General features: G+C 65.8%; 17 protein-coding genes and 1 pseudogene. 11 read left to right on the plus strand and 7 right to left on the minus strand.

The features are described 5' to 3' along the window. Positions 1–11: 11 nt before the first annotated feature. Complete coding sequence (locus A5790_RS08340; RefSeq protein ID WP_066842840.1) at positions 12–1,172, plus strand: hypothetical protein; 1,161 nt, start codon at positions 12–14, stop codon at positions 1,170–1,172. On the opposite strand, the gene A5790_RS08345 is transcribed toward A5790_RS08340, so the two are convergent. The 4 genes and pseudogenes from A5790_RS08345 to arc form a co-directional block, all read right to left on the minus strand. Continuing rightward, positions 1,158–4,427: an adenylate/guanylate cyclase domain-containing protein gene (locus A5790_RS08345; protein WP_066842842.1), complete on the minus strand. Its 3,270-nt coding sequence runs from the start codon at positions 4,425–4,427 to the stop codon at positions 1,158–1,160. The genes A5790_RS08340 and A5790_RS08345 overlap by 15 nt on opposite strands. Positions 4,428–4,925: 498 nt before the next feature. Next, positions 4,926–5,186 (minus strand): annotated as a pseudogene (locus A5790_RS26485) (toll/interleukin-1 receptor domain-containing protein); the annotation flags it as partial. 128 nt (positions 5,187–5,314) lie between these two features. Then, positions 5,315–5,941 (minus strand): hypothetical protein, encoded by a 627-nt coding sequence (locus A5790_RS08350; RefSeq protein WP_066842844.1) that lies wholly within the window; start codon positions 5,939–5,941, stop codon positions 5,315–5,317. Positions 5,942–6,074: 133 nt separating this feature from the next. Continuing rightward, positions 6,075–7,916, minus strand: coding sequence for a proteasome ATPase (gene arc / locus A5790_RS08355; RefSeq protein WP_066842636.1), 1,842 nt, complete (start codon positions 7,914–7,916; stop codon positions 6,075–6,077). 145 nt (positions 7,917–8,061) lie between these two features. Between arc and A5790_RS08360 the strand changes: the two genes are divergently transcribed. Genes A5790_RS08360 through A5790_RS08370 form a run of 3 tightly spaced genes read left to right on the plus strand, consistent with a single transcriptional unit; the run spans position 8,062 to position 9,410 of the window. After that, positions 8,062–8,553 (plus strand): hypothetical protein, encoded by a 492-nt coding sequence (locus A5790_RS08360; protein WP_064418279.1) that lies wholly within the window; start codon positions 8,062–8,064, stop codon positions 8,551–8,553. 7 nt (positions 8,554–8,560) lie between these two features. Next, positions 8,561–9,106, plus strand: a complete 546-nt coding sequence (locus A5790_RS08365) for a hypothetical protein (RefSeq protein ID WP_066842638.1) — start codon at positions 8,561–8,563, stop codon at positions 9,104–9,106. A gap of 7 nt (positions 9,107–9,113) precedes the next feature. After that, on the plus strand, positions 9,114–9,410 hold the full coding sequence (locus A5790_RS08370) for a DUF503 domain-containing protein (RefSeq protein ID WP_064418281.1): 297 nt from the start codon (positions 9,114–9,116) through the stop codon (positions 9,408–9,410). 58 nt (positions 9,411–9,468) lie between these two features. Here A5790_RS08370 and A5790_RS08375 read toward each other — a convergent pair whose 3' ends face one another. After that, positions 9,469–10,302 (minus strand): tRNA (adenine-N1)-methyltransferase, encoded by an 834-nt coding sequence (locus A5790_RS08375; protein ID WP_066842641.1) that lies wholly within the window; start codon positions 10,300–10,302, stop codon positions 9,469–9,471. Positions 10,303–10,375: 73 nt separating this feature from the next. On the opposite strand from A5790_RS08375, the gene A5790_RS08380 reads away from it, so the two are divergent. The 7 genes from A5790_RS08380 (at position 10,376) to A5790_RS08410 (ending at position 14,461) form a co-directional block, all read left to right on the plus strand. After that, entirely contained in the window at positions 10,376–11,263 is an 888-nt protein-coding gene (locus A5790_RS08380; protein ID WP_066842643.1) for a RecB family exonuclease, read from the plus strand. A gap of 67 nt (positions 11,264–11,330) precedes the next feature. Further along, positions 11,331–12,128, plus strand: coding sequence for a thioesterase family protein (locus A5790_RS08385; protein ID WP_066842645.1), 798 nt, complete (start codon positions 11,331–11,333; stop codon positions 12,126–12,128). Continuing rightward, the gene (locus tag A5790_RS08390) at positions 12,125–12,640 is read left to right on the plus strand and encodes a DinB family protein (protein WP_066842649.1); all 516 of its coding nucleotides are present in this window, start codon (positions 12,125–12,127) and stop codon (positions 12,638–12,640) included. The genes A5790_RS08385 and A5790_RS08390 overlap by 4 nt, the downstream gene beginning before the upstream one ends. Before the next feature lie 43 nt (positions 12,641–12,683). After that, positions 12,684–12,968, plus strand: a complete 285-nt coding sequence (locus A5790_RS08395; protein WP_066842650.1) for a YiaA/YiaB family inner membrane protein — start codon at positions 12,684–12,686, stop codon at positions 12,966–12,968. 46 nt (positions 12,969–13,014) lie between these two features. Next, positions 13,015–13,335 carry a helix-turn-helix transcriptional regulator gene (locus A5790_RS08400; RefSeq protein WP_066842651.1) on the plus strand — a complete coding sequence of 107 codons (321 nt, stop codon included), beginning with the start codon at positions 13,015–13,017 and terminating at the stop codon, positions 13,333–13,335. Next, on the plus strand, positions 13,328–13,822 hold the full coding sequence (locus A5790_RS08405) for an SRPBCC family protein (protein WP_066842653.1): 495 nt from the start codon (positions 13,328–13,330) through the stop codon (positions 13,820–13,822). The genes A5790_RS08400 and A5790_RS08405 overlap by 8 nt, the downstream gene beginning before the upstream one ends. A gap of 6 nt (positions 13,823–13,828) precedes the next feature. Continuing rightward, entirely contained in the window at positions 13,829–14,461 is a 633-nt protein-coding gene (locus A5790_RS08410; RefSeq protein ID WP_066842655.1) for a flavodoxin family protein, read from the plus strand. Between the two features lies 1 nt (position 14,462). Here A5790_RS08410 and A5790_RS08415 read toward each other — a convergent pair whose 3' ends face one another. Continuing rightward, a complete protein-coding gene (locus A5790_RS08415; protein WP_066842657.1) occupies positions 14,463–14,687 on the minus strand; it encodes a hypothetical protein in 225 nt (74 codons plus the stop codon). A gap of 167 nt (positions 14,688–14,854) precedes the next feature. Then, entirely contained in the window at positions 14,855–15,499 is a 645-nt protein-coding gene (locus A5790_RS08420) for a sensor domain-containing protein (RefSeq protein ID WP_066842659.1), read from the minus strand. Between the last annotated feature and the right edge of the window lie 45 nt (positions 15,500–15,544).

Here is a 15,544-nt window from a genome sequence, read left to right on the forward strand (position 1 = left end):
TCGCGCACAATATGCCCGTGTCGGACATGCGTCGGGTGCACAACTGGTTCCTGCATCGCGGGCTGCCGCTGGTTCTCACGCGACGGGTTCGCTCCGGGGCGCTGATCGAACGCTCCGCCCCGACGGTCAGCGGTGTCGGAGCGGTGATTTCGCTGACGATGTTGCTGGCCGATCTCACCGGCGATGATCCTGACATCGGCTATGCGATCCGGTTGGGAGTGCTGACCGCGCTGTTGGTGGCGGCTCCGTTCGGGTTACATCTGCTGCACCGCATCGGCACCGCGCACAGCGAGGCCGGACGACGCTCGGCGGCATTGGTGGTGATGGCGGTGTTCGTGCTGGGACTTCCGTTCGCCGACAGCGGTTTTTCGGGCATCGCGGCTGTCGAGGCGGTGGGGTTCGCGGTCGTCGCCGTGGTCGCGATCTGGCTCACCTATCTCGGTATCGGCGCGATCGCGTTATGGGCGCTGCGATTTGCCTGGGTGCAACTCGGTGCGCTCGGAACACTGATGAGTCGGGCGCTGCCGCTGCTGATGCTCACCGTTGTGGTGTACTTCACCGGTGAGTTGTGGCAGCTGGCCGCTCGGATGCCACGCCAACGGCTCTGGCAGACAATCGGCTTCCTGGCCCTGGTCGCGCTGATCTTCGTGGTCACCACGATTCGCGACGAGGTTCGGGCGCTGCGTGAAGATCGTGCCGAACAAGACGATCCGGCCAAGCTGCTCGAGGGCACACCGCTGGCCGTCGCGCCCGGCACGCGCCTGGAGCGCACGCCGCTTTCACTGGCCGAACAGGTCAATGTCGTTGCGGTGATGGTGTTTTCCCAGACGATACAGGTGGTGTTCTTCACGACCGGACTGTTCATATTCTTTCTTGCGTTGGGCATCGTCGCCGTCCCTGACGACGTCGCGGTGCTGTGGGCGTCGGAGCAGTCCTGTCCGGTCGGCGAACCACCCTGTCCGGGAACGTGGTTCGGCGTCAACGTGCCCGTGCCGCAGACCATCGTGCACGTATCGCTTTTCGTCGCCGTGCTGTCCGGTCTGTACTTCACCGTCAGCACCAGCGTGGATCCGTTGTATCGCGAGCGCTTCTTCGACCCGCTGATCGCCGACGTCGCGGTCAGCCTGGCCGGCCGCGATGCCTACCGCACGATGGAGTCACTGCAGGGTTGATTCCACCTCTCCGAGCAGCCGCCGAGCCCGGACGTACTCCGGGATCGCGCAATCAGGGGCGAATGACGCTACCGCCCTGCGCAGCACGCCGCGTGCCGACTCGCCTCGCAACTTGAAATCATCGAGCGCGGCACGCAATTCGAAAAGCGGAGCACCCTGGCGATGTGCCAAAGCTATCGCTGAAGCAAGGTCACGATGACTGTCGGTCTGGTCAGCGTGAGTCCGTGCGCGAACGCGCAGAAGTTCGGCGTCATACATGTGCATCTCCGTGTCTCGAGCGATGCCGAGGGCGACTTCGACCCGGTCGCGTGCTTCTTCGACCCGTCCCGCCGCAGTCAGGAGTTGCGCGAGTAGGCAGTCGTAGTGAGTCTGGTAGGCGTACAACCCCACTGAGCGCCAGAACTCGACAAAGCCCGCGACGGCGGTGATCTGACTTTCCAACGCTTCGGCATCGGTGGATCCGTCGGCGATCAATTCAGTGGCGTCTACGAGGGATTGCTCGGTGGCTCCGAAGAGCTGCCAGAAATCGAAGCCGTACCGCTCGGCGCGTTGGATCATGTCGGCAACCAAAGTCCGTGCTCGATCGAATTGCCCCGCCTCGGCGCGCATCCATATCTCGATATCGATCGCATACACGTGGTTGTAGGGCCCTTGCGGGAACTCTAGTAGCTCGGCGCGACGAACCGCGTTGACAAACTCGGCTTCCGCGCTGGCCAGATCACCGTTGAGCAAGTTGATCATGGCGAGGTGTTCGTGAGCAAGTGCTATCGGATCGTCCGGAATGAACCACAGCGCACCGATCTGATGGGCGTCGTCTTCGGTCAACCCCGCTGTTGCCTGCGTGAATTCACTGTGGGCGTCCCGAAAGTCGCCGCGAAGGAATGCGACGATGCCGAACGCGCTTTGAATAGCGGGCCTGAACCAATGCCGTTCGCCCTCGGCGCCGGCGTCGACGAGTTCGAGCACTTGGGAGGCGCGCCGCAGATCGGCCCGCGGCACATAGTAACTAGCGATCGCCAGCATCGTTGCGAATACCTCGTCGTCGCGGATGTCGGTACCAGCCAGCTGCAAACAGCGCTCGAAATCAGCTGCTACGGAAGGACTCTGATAGCCTTCCGCGGCCGATGCGAGGAAGCCTCGTACCAGCCGAGGCGCGATCTCGAGACGGTCGCGAGTAACACTCGGCGGACACTTCGCTAGCTCCTCGATCGCGTGGTCGAGATACAGGCGAGCCTCGCTGAGGGCGCCGCGGAGCCTGGCGTCTGATGAGGCCTTCTGATACGCCGATGCCGCCTCACTGTGGCTCTCGGCATGCTGGTAGTGCGCGGCGACCAGTCGCCAGTCCGGCTCTCCCTGTTCGATCAGCGCGTCAGCGACCTTGGCGTGCAGTCCACGCCGCACGCTGGGCGGCGCCATCTCGGCTGCGACCTCACGCAGAAGCTCGTGACGGAACCGGAAGCCGAAAGCTCCGCTTGGTTCGATGACACGCGCCTTCTCGAGTTCGTCGATGACGTCGTCGATGTCGTCTTCGTCGAGCGAGGTGACAGCCGACAAGAGGCTGCGATCGACCTGGCGTCCGATCACCGCGGCCGCCTCCACAACCGGGACCACATTCGGTGTCGTGAGTAACCGCGCAAAGAGCGGCTCATAGAGCGGATCGGGCACCGTCGGCCGCTCGCGGGGCGGCGCTGACGTCCCGAGACCGGCCACCACTTGTTCGACATAAAAGGGCACTCCGTCACATCGACGACGTACCGAGGCGCGCTCTTCTGCTGTCACGCTCGGGTCGAGGGCCTGGATGAGCGCATCCGTCTCATCGTCGCTCAACGATTTGAGATCGAACACCTTGACCGGCCACTGCGGGTTCAGCCAGTTGCCGTCACGACCAGTGATCACGACTAGCAATTTGCCTTCCGCCCCGGTCAAAACCTGTCCGAGTAGTTCGAGGGTGGAGCCGTCGAACCAGTGCACATCCTCCGCGAGGATCAGGGCGGGCGCGGCTTTCAGGCACGATCGTAAATAGCTTTGTACGGCATCATTGATAAGTTCTTGCAGCTTTCGCCCTTCGGCTGGCACGGCCCGATATCCGTGTTCGGGCGCGATCGCGAGAACCGGCGCCAGGAGCGGAACGACCGCATCAGGGGCGAGCGATTGAGCCTCGACCTCGTCATGCAATCTGCGGAGTCGGTCCGCAGCGCTGGTCTGCCGATCGATACCGCAGCGGCGTTCGAGTAGTGCACGGACGGGATGAAGCCCAGCCTCAGGATGAAAAGGGGAGCCCACCAGCTCGAGTACCGTCCCGCCATCACGCTCGACGAGTTCGGTGGCAGTGACAGCGAGCCGCGACTTTCCGATTCCGGCCTCCCCTCGGAAAACCACGCCTGGGGTGGTCAGCGTGCCGGCTCTTGCTCGGGCCCAACTCTTTTCAAGCCGTTCGAGCTCGCGATCACGGCCGACCACTGGCCCCAACTGAACTCGAGCCATGTTCAGTCGCTCCCCTACCACGTGGTAGTGGTTGATCAACTCCTCGACACCTTTGACGGGCGCGGGCGCCAGTGGCTGAACCTCGAAGTCACCCTCGATCAACGGCTGGACGGCATCGGAGACCACGACCGTCCCGGGATGCGCCAGCCCCGACACCCTCGCAGCCAGGTTGGCAGCCAAACCGTAAACGTCGTCTTGAGCGGTGTCGAGATAGACCATGCCGCGGTGCACACCGACCCGCACGTTCACCTGCAACCCGAAACGGCGTTCCGCCTGCTCGCTCAGCCGAGCGACTTCCCGGGTTATCTCCAGTCCGGCCTGTACTGCGCGATGCACATCATTCTCGTGAGCAGTCGGGTAGCCAAAGACGATCAGCAGGCCGTCACCCTTGGTCGACCCGACATGACCTTCGTAACGCTCGACGATTCGCAGCACCTGATCGCGATAGCGGCCGACGAGCAAGCGATACGTTTCAGGCTCCACCCGAGTCGACAGAACCGTCGAGTCGACGAGGTCGACGAACATTATCGTCAGGCGACGAATCTCACCCGCATCGGCAGGGGCGGCCAAGAGATCCTCCGCGTCGACGTTGCCGTCATCGACGGCCAACACTTGTTCGACTAGATCGGAAGCTGCTTCCCGGTCGCCGCGGTTGATGGCCGATACCGCGCGTTCGAGCAGGTCGTCGATAGCGGTGCCGGTCTCAGGGGCGCTCGCGCCGTCATCCGCGGGACCGACGCTGTCGTAGAGTGCCGTCCCGGACGCAGCCACCGTGGGTGCGACGCGGTACTCCCGCTCACCGCCGAAGAGTTCGGATACGGCGGTGCCATGCTCGGGCACCGTTGCGGACGACTCTGTCGTGTCTGAGAAGTTGCTCGCCGACGATTCGGCCGCAAGTAACGTGTCGATCTCACTGGCGATGCGGAACGTGACGTCGTCACGAGCTCGCAGCGCTCGCAACAGCCGCGAAACGTCATATTGTTCCGTTGACTTGCTCGAATCTAATGCAGCGCTGCGCAATTCGAACAGAATCTGCATCTGGGTTGACGGTGGGAGCTCAGCGTCGTCGTACACCAAGTCGCCAAGTTGAAAAAGATACTCACGAGGGATCCGGGGCGCGGGCGGTGGATCGGCCGGCTCCCGTTCTTGAGCCAGTTCGAGCAGGGCCGCGACGAACTCGATGCCGCTGCGCCGCGAAGTTCCGCGATAGTCGAGTATCTGTTCGGTGAAGACCGGATCGGACCGACTGCCAGCTACTTCACCGATCTGGACCGGAAGTATCGGCAATCCGAGCGCTTCGGCGTAGGCGAGTTCGGTGCGACACCCCTCAGAACGCAATGCGTGATCGGACAGGGCGAAGACGAATACGGTCGCCTGACGGATTCTCTCCAGAGTTCTGGTCCACCAGGCGTGGCGCCGTTCGGAGTCCACATCTCGCCACACCTGCATTTTCGCCAGTTCTACGTCTTCGAAGAGCATGTCGACCGCGGACTCATCGGCATCCGAGTAGCTGATGAACACTTCAATCACCCGCGAGCCCCCCCTGGACTAGGCCGGCCAGTTAGCTGGCAGCATACGGCCCGTGCGCGCGGGAGCGGGCCTTTACAGAGGCGATATTCCAGTTCGGCACGCTCCAGGCGTCAAGCGGGCTGATGTTCTTACGACTGCAACGAATAGCTGTTGGCGAGATCGTCCTGCGTCACGCAGGCGTCCTCGGTGGCGGTGTCGACGACGAGCGGCGATGTCGGCGTGAGCGCCCGATACGACCAGCCATCGGGCAGCGACAGCCTGGCGGCGAGGCCGGGAAGGTCTCCAAGCGTGAGCGACGGGTCGACCGTCTGGCTGAACGTCTGCATGACCCAGCATCGGCCGTCCGGGTCGACGAGTTCGTAGATCTCGCGGCCCGCATCGAAGGTGAAGACCGCCTTCCGGTCCACCCGGTTCAGCTGGTACGGGGCCGGGTTCATCGACGCGAGCTTGACGGTGGCTTGCCGCAGCATCTCGATACCACCGAAGCTCTTGCGCTCCAACGCCTCCCGGCCTCTCTTGCCGATGCTGCTCATCAGCCAGTACCGCGGCCCGTTGAGCAGTGTGGCCACCGCGCCGTTCTCCTGGGCGATCGCCTTCGCGTCGAGTGCGTTCCACACGTCGGCCGGGCAGTCGTTGAGCGGAAACGTGTTGTACACCGTGGCCTCGGCACCCGACGGCGTGGATTTGACGAGCAGCACTTCGCCGTACCGCTTGCCGAAAACACCGTCGGTGACCGACAGCTCGTCCGCAGACATGACGTGACCGTAGCGCTCGACGCGCGCGAGCGTGCGCGAATTGCTGCACAACCGCGGCGCGTTGTGTGCAGACACGCCCGCTCGCGGAAGAAGGGGGCAGAAAGGGGCAGAGAGAGGCGAAAGGGAAGGTGGACTACAGGTACTGGCCCAGGTTGGACTCGGTGTCGATCGCCCGGCTGGCCGACGAGCTCTTGCCGGTGACCAACGTGCGGATGTAGACGATCCGCTCGCCCTTCTTACCCGAGATCCTTGCCCAGTCATCGGGATTGGTGGTGTTGGGCAGGTCCTCGTTCTCGGCGAACTCGTCGACGATCGAGTCCAGCAGATGCTGGATCCGCAGACCCTTGCTGCCGGTCTCCAGCACCGACTTGATCGCATACTTCTTGGCCCGGTCGACGACGTTCTGGATCATCGCACCGGAGTTGAAGTCCTTGAAGTACATGACCTCTTTGTCGCCGTTGGCGTAAGTCACCTCGAGGAAGCGGTTGTCGTCGATCTCGGCGTACATCCGGTCGACGACCTTCTCGATCATCGCCTTGATCGTCAGCGAGCGGTCGCCGTCGAACTCCGCGAGGTCGTCCTCGTTGACCGGCAGCTCTTCGGTGAGGTACTTGCTGAAGATGTCTTGGGCCGCTTCGGCATCCGGACGTTCAATTTTGATCTTGACGTCCAGGCGGCCGGGCCGCAGGATCGCCGGATCGATCATGTCCTCGCGGTTGGAGGCGCCGATGACGATGACGTTCTCCAGGCCCTCGACGCCGTCGATCTCCGAAAGCAGCTGCGGCACAACCGTCGTCTCCACATCGGAGCTCACACCGGTGCCACGGGTACGGAAGATCGAGTCCATCTCGTCGAAGAACACGATCACCGGGGTGCCCTCGGACGCCTTCTCCCGCGCGCGCTGGAAGATCAACCGGATGTGACGCTCGGTCTCACCGACGAACTTGTTCAACAGCTCCGGGCCCTTGATGTTGAGGAAGTAGCTCTTCGCCTCGCGGGCGTCGTCGCCACGCACCTCGGCCATCTTCTTGGCCAGCGAGTTGGCCACCGCCTTGGCGATCAGCGTCTTACCGCAACCGGGCGGACCGTAGAGCAGCACACCCTTGGGCGGGCGCAGCGAGTACTCCCGGTACAGCTCCTTGTGCAGGAACGGCAGTTCGACGGCGTCGCGGATCTGCTCGATCTGGCGGCCCAGCCCGCCGATGTCGTTGTAGCTGACGTCGGGCACCTCTTCGAGCACGAGGTCTTCGACCTCGGCCTTGGGGATGCGCTCGAACGCGTATCCGGCCTTGGTGTCGACCAGAAGCGAGTCCCCCGGGCGCAGCTTGCGGGGACGGCTGTCGTCGTTCAGCTCGTCGTCGTAGCGCTCCGGCAGGTCCTCGGCGGCGACAAGCGGCTCGGCAAGCCAGACGATGCGCTCCTCGTCGGCGTGCCCGACCACCAGCGCGCGGTGTCCGTCGGACAGGATCTCGCGCAGTGTGCTGATCTCGCCGACCGCCTCGAAGTTGCCGGCCTCCACGACGGTCAGGGCCTCGTTGAGGCGGACGGTCTGGCCCTGCTTGAGCGACTTGGTGTCGATGTTCGGCGAGCAGGTCAGCCGCATCTTGCGCCCGGACGTGAACACGTCGACGGTTTCATCGTCCTGGACGCCGAGCAGTACGCCGTATCCGCTCGGCGGCTGGCCCAGGCGGTCGACCTCTTCGCGCAATGCGAGCAGCTGCTGACGGGCCTCTTTGAGGGTCTCCATCAGCTTGGTGTTGCGGGCGGCGAGGGAGTCGATGCGCGCCTCGAGCTGGTGAACATCTCGGGCGCTGCGCAACCCACTCTGGGGCCCGACCGCGTTCTCCAACTGCTCTCGCAAGACGGCAGCCTCCCGGCGGAGCTCCTCGAGCTCGGCCGCGTCCTCACTGGACAGGCCGGATCCTCGGGCGTCAAAACCCTCTGCGAAAGCGTCAGAACGGTCTGATTCACTCATATTGCGCCCCTCCCCGCACCGAAAGTTGGTGCAGTAACAACTCCAAAGCTACCGGCGATTCAGCCTTTGTGTGCGGTGTAGCAATTCGACACACCTGCACCACTGTTAACCTCTCTGATGTGTTGGTCCGATCGAAAGGAAAATCGTGACCCTGAAAGCCCTCGTTACCGGCGTCGCAGCGGTTGCTGTTGTCGGCGGTGCTGCGGCAGGTGTGACGTCCATTGCATCCTCCAACGTAGCCGCCGCACCGACCGTCACCCCGGTCGTTTGGGACATCCCGATGCCACAGGCCCCGGCTCCCGAACTCGAAGGCGCGCTTCTGCAGACGCTGCAGGCGCTCGGCACGTCCGGCACGGCCGCCAGCAAAGCGCCGTACATCCAGGGTGGCATCGGACGCATCGAGAGCCGCGTCGCCGACACCAAGCTTCGTGAGGCGGCCGCCGAAGGCAAGTTCCCGTTGAGCTTCTCGGTGGCCAACATCGACCAGAACGGCCCGGTCGTGTCCGCCGATGTCACCGCGACCGCCGCCACCGGCGGCACGGCCAGCCAGAACATCCAGTTCGTGCCCGGCCCGAGCCCGACCGGCTGGCAGATGGCCAAGCAGTCGCTGATGGCGCTGCTGTCCGCCGTCGGCTAGGAGCCCGGTGCGTCGCACCAACCGTTTCGCAGTCCTGAGCGCCGTCGCGTTAGCGGCGGCGCTCGGGCTTTGCGGATGTGGCGCCGACGAACCGGCAACCGAATCCCCCGCGGCGACCCAGCCGCCGGCCGCGACGTCGCCGACGGTGCAGCCGCCGGACCCGGGGGCGACGAGCGCGCCCCTGCCGCCTCCCGAGGCGCTCACCGACGTGCTGGCGCGCATCGCCGACGCCAACGTTCCCGGGGCCGAGAAGCTCCACCTGATCGAGGACGCCACCGCGGCCGACGGTGAATCGATGGACAAGTTCGCCGTCGCGCTGCGCGACGGCGGCTACGCACCGGCCACCTTCGAGGCTAAGGATCTGACGTGGTCCGACGGCGCGGACGGTGTCGTTCAGGCAATCGTCACCGTGCGGACCGCCAATCCGACGGCGGGCGAGTTCACGTTCCCGATGCAGTTCCGCTTCGCCGACAACCATTGGCAGCTGACCCGTTCGACGACCGATGCGCTGTTGCAGCTCGGTCCGGCCCCGACGCCGACACCGACGCCGTGAGCCGCCGATGTGGATCGGTTGGCTCGAATTCGACCTGCTGCTCGGCGACGTGCGCTCGCTCAAGCAGAAGCGCTCGGCGATCCGGCCGGTGATCGCCGAACTGCATCGCCGATTCGCCGTCTCGGCCGCCGAAACCGGTGCCCAGGAACTGCACCGGCGGGCAAACGTCGGGGTGGCTCTGGTGGCCGCCGACCGCGGGCATGTCGTCGAGGTGCTCGACGCCGCCGAACGTCTGGTGGCCGCGCGCCCGGAGTTCGAGCTGCTGTCGGCCCGGCGCGGCCTCCGGCGCAGCACCGACGACTGACTATCGCGCCCTAGCGGGTTGATCGCCCCACCTGGTGCGCGCAATCAACCCGTCAAGGTCAGCTGCCGAGTTGCCGTTTACGCCGCAGCGGCATCGGCGCCACCGCGCCCGGCGCCAGCTTGCGCGCGCAGACCAAAAACGCCGTGTGGCCGCGCATCGTGTGTTGCGGGCGCACCGCCAGACCGACGACGTGCCAGTTGCGTTGCATGCTCTCCCAGGCCCGAGGCTCGGTCCAGCACTGCTGCTCGCGCAGCGCCTCCACCACTCGCGACAACTGCGTGACGGTCGCGACGTAGACCATCAGCACGCCTCCGGCGACCAGTGCATCGGCGACCGTGCCCAACACCTCCCACGGAGCGAGCATGTCCAGGACGACGCGGTCGACCTCCGGACCGCTGAAGGTGGTCAGGTCGGCGACCACCAGATCCCAATTCGCCGGGGGCTCACCGAAAAAGGTCGCGACATTGCGCTCGGCGTGGTGAGCGTGGTCCTCGCGGACCTCGTAGGAGATCACCCGCCCCTCGGGGCCGACGGCCCGCAGCAGCGAGCACGTCAGCGCGCCGGAGCCGGCACCGGCCTCCAACACCCGGGCGCCGGGGAAGATGTCGCCCTCGTGCACGATCTGCGCGGCGTCCTTGGGGTAGACGACCTGGGCGCCGCGCGGCATCGACATCACGTAGTCGACCAGCAGCGGCCGCAGCACGAGGAACTGGTCGCCGTTGGTGGACTTGACCACGCTGCCCTCAGGCAGCCCGATCACGGAGTCGAGGGCGATGACGCCGCGATGGGTGTGGAACTCCCCGCCGGGCGTCAACACCATCGTGTAGTGACGACCCTTGGCGTCGGTGAGCTGCACCCGATCGCCGACGGCGAACGGACCGGTTCTTGGCACAGTCGTTCAGCCTGCCAGTAGACGCGCCGCCGTGGGTACCGGGGTTGTCGGACACCGGTCTTAGGCTGGCGCTATGAACGAGCAGGGCGAGCAGAAGCTGCGGCGCCCGGCGCTGTCGCCCTCGCGGGCCGCCGACTTCAAGCAGTGCCCGCTGCTGTACCGCTTCCGCGCGATCGACCGGCTGCCCGAGCCATCCTCGGTCGCCCAGGTCCGCGGTTCGGTGGTGCACGCGGCACTCGAGCAGCTGTACGCGCTGCCGGCCGCCCACCGCGGTCCGGAAACCGCGATGACGCTTGTCGAGCCGGCCTGGGACCGCGTGGTCGCCGAACGCCCGGACATCGCCGACGAGTTCGCCCCCGAGGTGCGGGCCACGCTGCTGAGGGAGGCGCGCGACCTGCTGGCCGGCTACTACCGGCTCGAAGATCCCACCCGCTTCGACCCGGACAGTTGTGAGCAGCGCGTCGAGGTCGAACTGGCGGACGGGACACTGCTGCGCGGCTTCGTCGATCGCATCGACGTCGCCTCGACCGGTGAGCTGCGGGTGGTCGATTACAAGACCGGCAAGGCGCCGCCCGAGGCGCGCGCGCTCGCGGAGTTCAAGGCCATGTTCCAGATGAAGTTCTACGCGGTGGCGCTGCTGCGCTCGCGTGGCGTGCTGCCTGCGCGGCTGCGGCTGCTGTACCTGGCCGACGGTCAGATCCTCGACTACACCCCGGACCTCTACGAGTTGACGCGGTTTGAGAAGACGCTGACCGCCATCTGGCGAGCCATCCAGGACGCCGGAGCCACCGGTGATTTCCGCCCGAAGCCGTCGGCGATGTGCGACTGGTGCGCCCACCACGCGCATTGCCCCGTGTTCGGCGGCACCCCGCCGCCGTACCCGGGTTGGCCCGAGGCACCCGACGAGGGGTCGCCGACCGCCGAGGACATCGTGCTGCGCGCGGCGGAGCCTGCGGTGTGATCGCACGAAGGCGCCCGCGAGCGAGGCTCGCAGCGCAGCGAGGACCGGAACGAGCGTGAGCCGAGGCGTGATCGAATGCCACTACCGCCGTGTCGGCACCGACGACGAATTCGAGGTCTTCGAGTCCACAGACGGCACCCGCAGCAACTGGAATCCCGAAATCCAGCACGGCTCACCGCCGTTGGCGCTGATGACCAAGCGCATCGAGGAGCTGGCCGGCGACTCGGGACTGCGCATCGGGCGCTTGACTCTGGACATCCTGGGGGCGATTCCCGTCGAGCAACTGCGGGTCCGGGCTTGGGTGGAACGCCCGGGCGCGCGAATCTCGCTGATGGCCGCCGAGATGCTCCACACCCGGCCCGACGGCACACGGCGCGCGGTGGCCCGCGTGACGGCATGGTTGTTGGCGACCAGCGACACCGCCGACGCGGCCACCGACCGCTATCCCCCACTCATCGAGGGCACCGCCGTGGAGGTGCCGCACGGCTGGGTCGGCGCGAAAGGCTACCTGGAGACGGTGAGCTGGCGGCGCCAACCCGAGAACGGCGAGACCGGACACGTGGTGTGGATGAGTCCGCTTGTCGCGCTTGTTGATTCGGAGCCGACGACCGCGCTGCAGCGGCTCGCGATGGTCGTGGACAGCGCAAACGGTGCAGGTGCGGCGTTGGACCCGGAGTCGTTCGTGTTCATGAACACCGACACCGCCGTCCATCTGCACCGCCTGCCGACGGGTGACGACTTCGCGGTGCGCGCCCGAGGCTCGATCGGCCCCGACGGCATCGGGGTGACCACGGCCGAACTCTTCGATCGGCAGGGCTTCATCGGCACCTCGGCGCAGACCCTGCTGGTGCAACGCCGCCCGTGACCGTCGACCTCCAGTGGCAGTTCGAACTCGTGTGGGCGCTGGCCGACCTGCACTTGGCCGCCCTCGCCGATGACGACTTCCTCTGGAAGCCCGCCGAGGTGACGTGGACGGTACGGCCGGATGCGGACGGTGTGTGGCGTGCGGACTGGTCCGCCACGGAACCCCAGCCCATCCCGGCGCCGACGATCGCGTGGCTCACGTGGCACGTCGACTGGTGGTGGTCGAGCGCGATCGATCATCTGACCGGCGAAGCACCGCGGGAGCCCGGCGTCGTCACCTGGCCGGGTGAGGGCGCCGCCGCCGTCGCCCGCCTGCGTCACCTCGCCGACCGCTGGCGAGAGGTGTTGACCGGCGTCGACCCGAACGCCCCCTCGGCGTACCCGTGGGGCGAGGACTCGGGCCGCACCGTCGCGCACACCGCGCTGTGGGTGAACGTCGAATTGACCAAGAACACCGCCGAGATCGGCCAGTTGCGCCTGATACGCGCGGCACACAGGTCGAAGGTCGGGTAGTTCTACCTACCCCCGCCGTCGGCTGCGCCTGCACGCTGGCGGCATGGACACACCTACCACCTCGCGGACCACCGCCGCGTACTTCCTGCAAGCCGCAATCGCTTTCGGCGTCAGCCTGCTCGGACTGGTCGGCGGGATCTTGTTCCTTCCGCTGGACTCCTGGCAGCGACTGTTCCTGGGCATGACGGCGCTGTTTCTGGTCACCAGTTCGTTCACCCTGGCCAAGGTGATCCGCGACCAACAGGAAGCCGCCACCATCCGGGTGAGGCTCGACGAGGCCCGGCTTGAGAAACTGATCGCCGAGTACAACCCATTCAGCGCGAGCTGAGTAATATGTGCTTGCGTCTATATAGACAAACTGTAATACTAGCCGCATGGACGTCTTCGAAGCGGTCGCCGAGCCGAGTCGTCGCGCACTGCTCGACCAGCTCGCCGACGGTGAACGCACCGCGGGTGAACTGGTCGCGAGCCTGCCGGGACTGACCCAGCCGACGGTGTCCCGGCATCTGCGGGTGCTGCGGGAAGTCGGCCTCGTGGAAGTGCGGCCCGACGCGCAGCGCCGCATCTATGCGCTTCGCGCCGACGGACTGATGGCAATCGACGACTGGATCGCGCGTTACCGCCGCATCTGGACCGACCACCTCGACGCACTGGAGCGTCATCTGGAAGCAAAGCACGGGAGCGGCGATGAATGACCGCAACGGCCGGTTGACCATCGACGGCGAGCGCGCCGTCCTGACGTTCGAACGCCGGCTGCCCTTTCCGATCGAGGCGGTCTGGAACGCGATCGCCGACCCGGACGAACGCCGAGAGTGGTTCGGCGCGACGACGATCGAACCGCGGCAAGGCGGGACGATCGAGATGGTGCCCACCGGACCGCCGCTACCTCCGGACCGGATGCGCATGACCGGGCGGATCCTGGTGTGGGATCCGCCGCACGTCCTCGAGCACGAGTGGCGTCAGCCCATCATCGAGGACAGCACCGTGCGCTACGAACTGACTTCCGACGGCACCGGCACCCTGCTGAAGTTCACCCATCGGGGGCTCGGTGTGCGCAACGCCGGAGGGTTCCTCGGCGGAACCCACGCCTATCTGGACCGGCTGCAGGCATACCTGGAGCACGCACCGCTACCGGACTGGCTGCGCAGGCGCGCAGAGATCAACAGCACGCAGACAGGATGAGTTAACATGACGCACAACGGATCTGACATCGCCGCACCTGCCGTCGCAGTTGCCTACCACTCGGGATTCGGGCACACCGCGACACTCGCCGAAGCCGTGGCCGCAGGAGCGCGCGAGGCGGGCGCGGTCGTGGCAACCGTCGCCGTCGACCGGATGACCGACGCCGACTGGGACGTTCTGGATTCGGCCGACGGCATCGTGTTCGGGAGCGCGACCTATATGGGCAACGTGTCCGCGGCGTTCCAGGGCTTCGCCGAGTCGACCGGGCGGCGTTGCTTCACCGGCGCGTGGCGCGACAAGGTCGCGGCCGGGTTCACCAATTCGGGCGGTAAGAGCGGCGACAAGTTGAACACGTTGGTGTCGTTGGCGGTGTTCGCCGCGCAGCACCACATGCACTGGGTCAGCCTCGGTCTGCCTCCGGGCTGGAACCATTCGGAGGCGAGCGAGAACGACCTCAACCGGCTCGGCTTCTTCCTCGGCGCCGGCGCGCAGACCGACGTCGACGCCGACCCCGACGGGGTCCACCCCGCCGATGTTGCCACCCACCGTCACCTCGGTCACCGGTTCGCTTTGGTGACACGGCAATTCATCGTCGGCCGCTCGGTCACGGCAGCGGCGTCATCGCCTGCGGCGTCGTAGGCTACGCCCGGTCACCGCGTGGAAATGCGGTAAAGAACGCGTACGAGGGGTCCTGCGCGTCCATGCGCCCCCGGGCAAGGTTGCCGGACACCGGGTTCTTGACATCGGTCGCGAGCGGCGACGAGAACTCGTGTGTCCAGTCGGCCACGCATTTGCGGTGGGCGAACTTCCACCGATCTTCCCGCTTTGAATAGCGGTCGAGATAACGGCCGCCGGTGATCAGCACATACCCCTTGTTCGTACAGCGTTGCGGCCAGCGCGACGTCGCCGCGATCCATCGCGCGGCAGTATTGAAGGACGAGATCTCGGATCTCGTCCTTGGCGGTCAGTGCATCGAGACTCGGCAGCGCGGTGGGCATGCTGCGACGATATTCGATCGTCGCCACGTTCCGGTCAGTTGATTCGGTCGATGATCACCTGCGAGATGTCGGAGGCGATCCGTTCGGCATCCGGTAGAGCCAGCACCGACACTTCAATCAGCATCGCTGAATTCACGACGAAGACGAACGCCCAGCTGCCGGTGCTGTTGGTGTACACCGCGGTATCGGGATCGCGATGCGCGACGGTGCCGCTGTAGCCAGGAATGTTCAACCCGACGCACTCGGTCATGGCTGCGACACGACGGTCGAACACATTGCGTGCCTCGACGTCGCTCGGGTAGAGCGCGATGGTTTGCAAGGCCGATGCCACCACGGGCACCGTCGAGGGAGCGACGGCGGGACCCGGCGCCCTCGTGCGCGGCCGACCGCTGACCAACTCACCGTTATCGGCGATCGATCGAAACCGGATCCAGGTGTCTCCGAACGCGACCCGTTGGTCCGCGAGCGCCTGACAAGGCCCGTCGGGCACATACGTGTCGGCAGCGGGTCGGTCGGTATCGACGTCGCGTGTGAATCCGTCGAATCCGCTGATCTGCTTCATTTCGTCGAGGCTGAGAGGGAGCCGGTCGACGGCGTCATCAGCGCCAGGTTCGCTGTGACGTTGGCACGCGAGCGTACCCAGCGCCATGAGGCATCCGACAGCAACCATCTTCGGCATCAAGTCGGCGTTGCCTTTCCGGCAGCGGTTGACGGATATCTGCCC

It is taken from the genome of Mycobacterium sp. 852002-51152_SCH6134967 (genome assembly GCF_001667105.1).
GTDB classification, from domain to species: Bacteria; Actinomycetota; Actinomycetes; order Mycobacteriales; family Mycobacteriaceae; genus Mycobacterium; species Mycobacterium neumannii_A.

What these genes read in the sequence shown, in the direction of transcription:
- arc (WP_066842636.1), bottom strand. Translation starts at nt 7,916, where the DNA reads ATGAGTGAATCAGACCGTTCTGACGCTTTCGCAGAGGGTTTTGACGCC.
- A5790_RS08410 (WP_066842655.1), top strand. Translation starts at nt 13,829, where the DNA reads ATGACGCACAACGGATCTGACATCGCCGCACCTGCCGTCGCAGTTGCC.
- A5790_RS08340 (WP_066842840.1), top strand. Translation starts at nt 12, where the DNA reads ATGCCCGTGTCGGACATGCGTCGGGTGCACAACTGGTTCCTGCATCGC.
- A5790_RS08400 (WP_066842651.1), top strand. Translation starts at nt 13,015, where the DNA reads ATGGACGTCTTCGAAGCGGTCGCCGAGCCGAGTCGTCGCGCACTGCTC.
- A5790_RS08370 (WP_064418281.1), top strand. Translation starts at nt 9,114, where the DNA reads ATGTGGATCGGTTGGCTCGAATTCGACCTGCTGCTCGGCGACGTGCGC.
- A5790_RS08420 (WP_066842659.1), bottom strand. Translation starts at nt 15,499, where the DNA reads ATGCCGAAGATGGTTGCTGTCGGATGCCTCATGGCGCTGGGTACGCTC.
- A5790_RS08405 (WP_066842653.1), top strand. Translation starts at nt 13,328, where the DNA reads ATGAATGACCGCAACGGCCGGTTGACCATCGACGGCGAGCGCGCCGTC.
- A5790_RS08350 (WP_066842844.1), bottom strand. Translation starts at nt 5,941, where the DNA reads ATGTCTGCGGACGAGCTGTCGGTCACCGACGGTGTTTTCGGCAAGCGG.
- A5790_RS08395 (WP_066842650.1), top strand. Translation starts at nt 12,684, where the DNA reads ATGGACACACCTACCACCTCGCGGACCACCGCCGCGTACTTCCTGCAA.
- A5790_RS08380 (WP_066842643.1), top strand. Translation starts at nt 10,376, where the DNA reads ATGAACGAGCAGGGCGAGCAGAAGCTGCGGCGCCCGGCGCTGTCGCCC.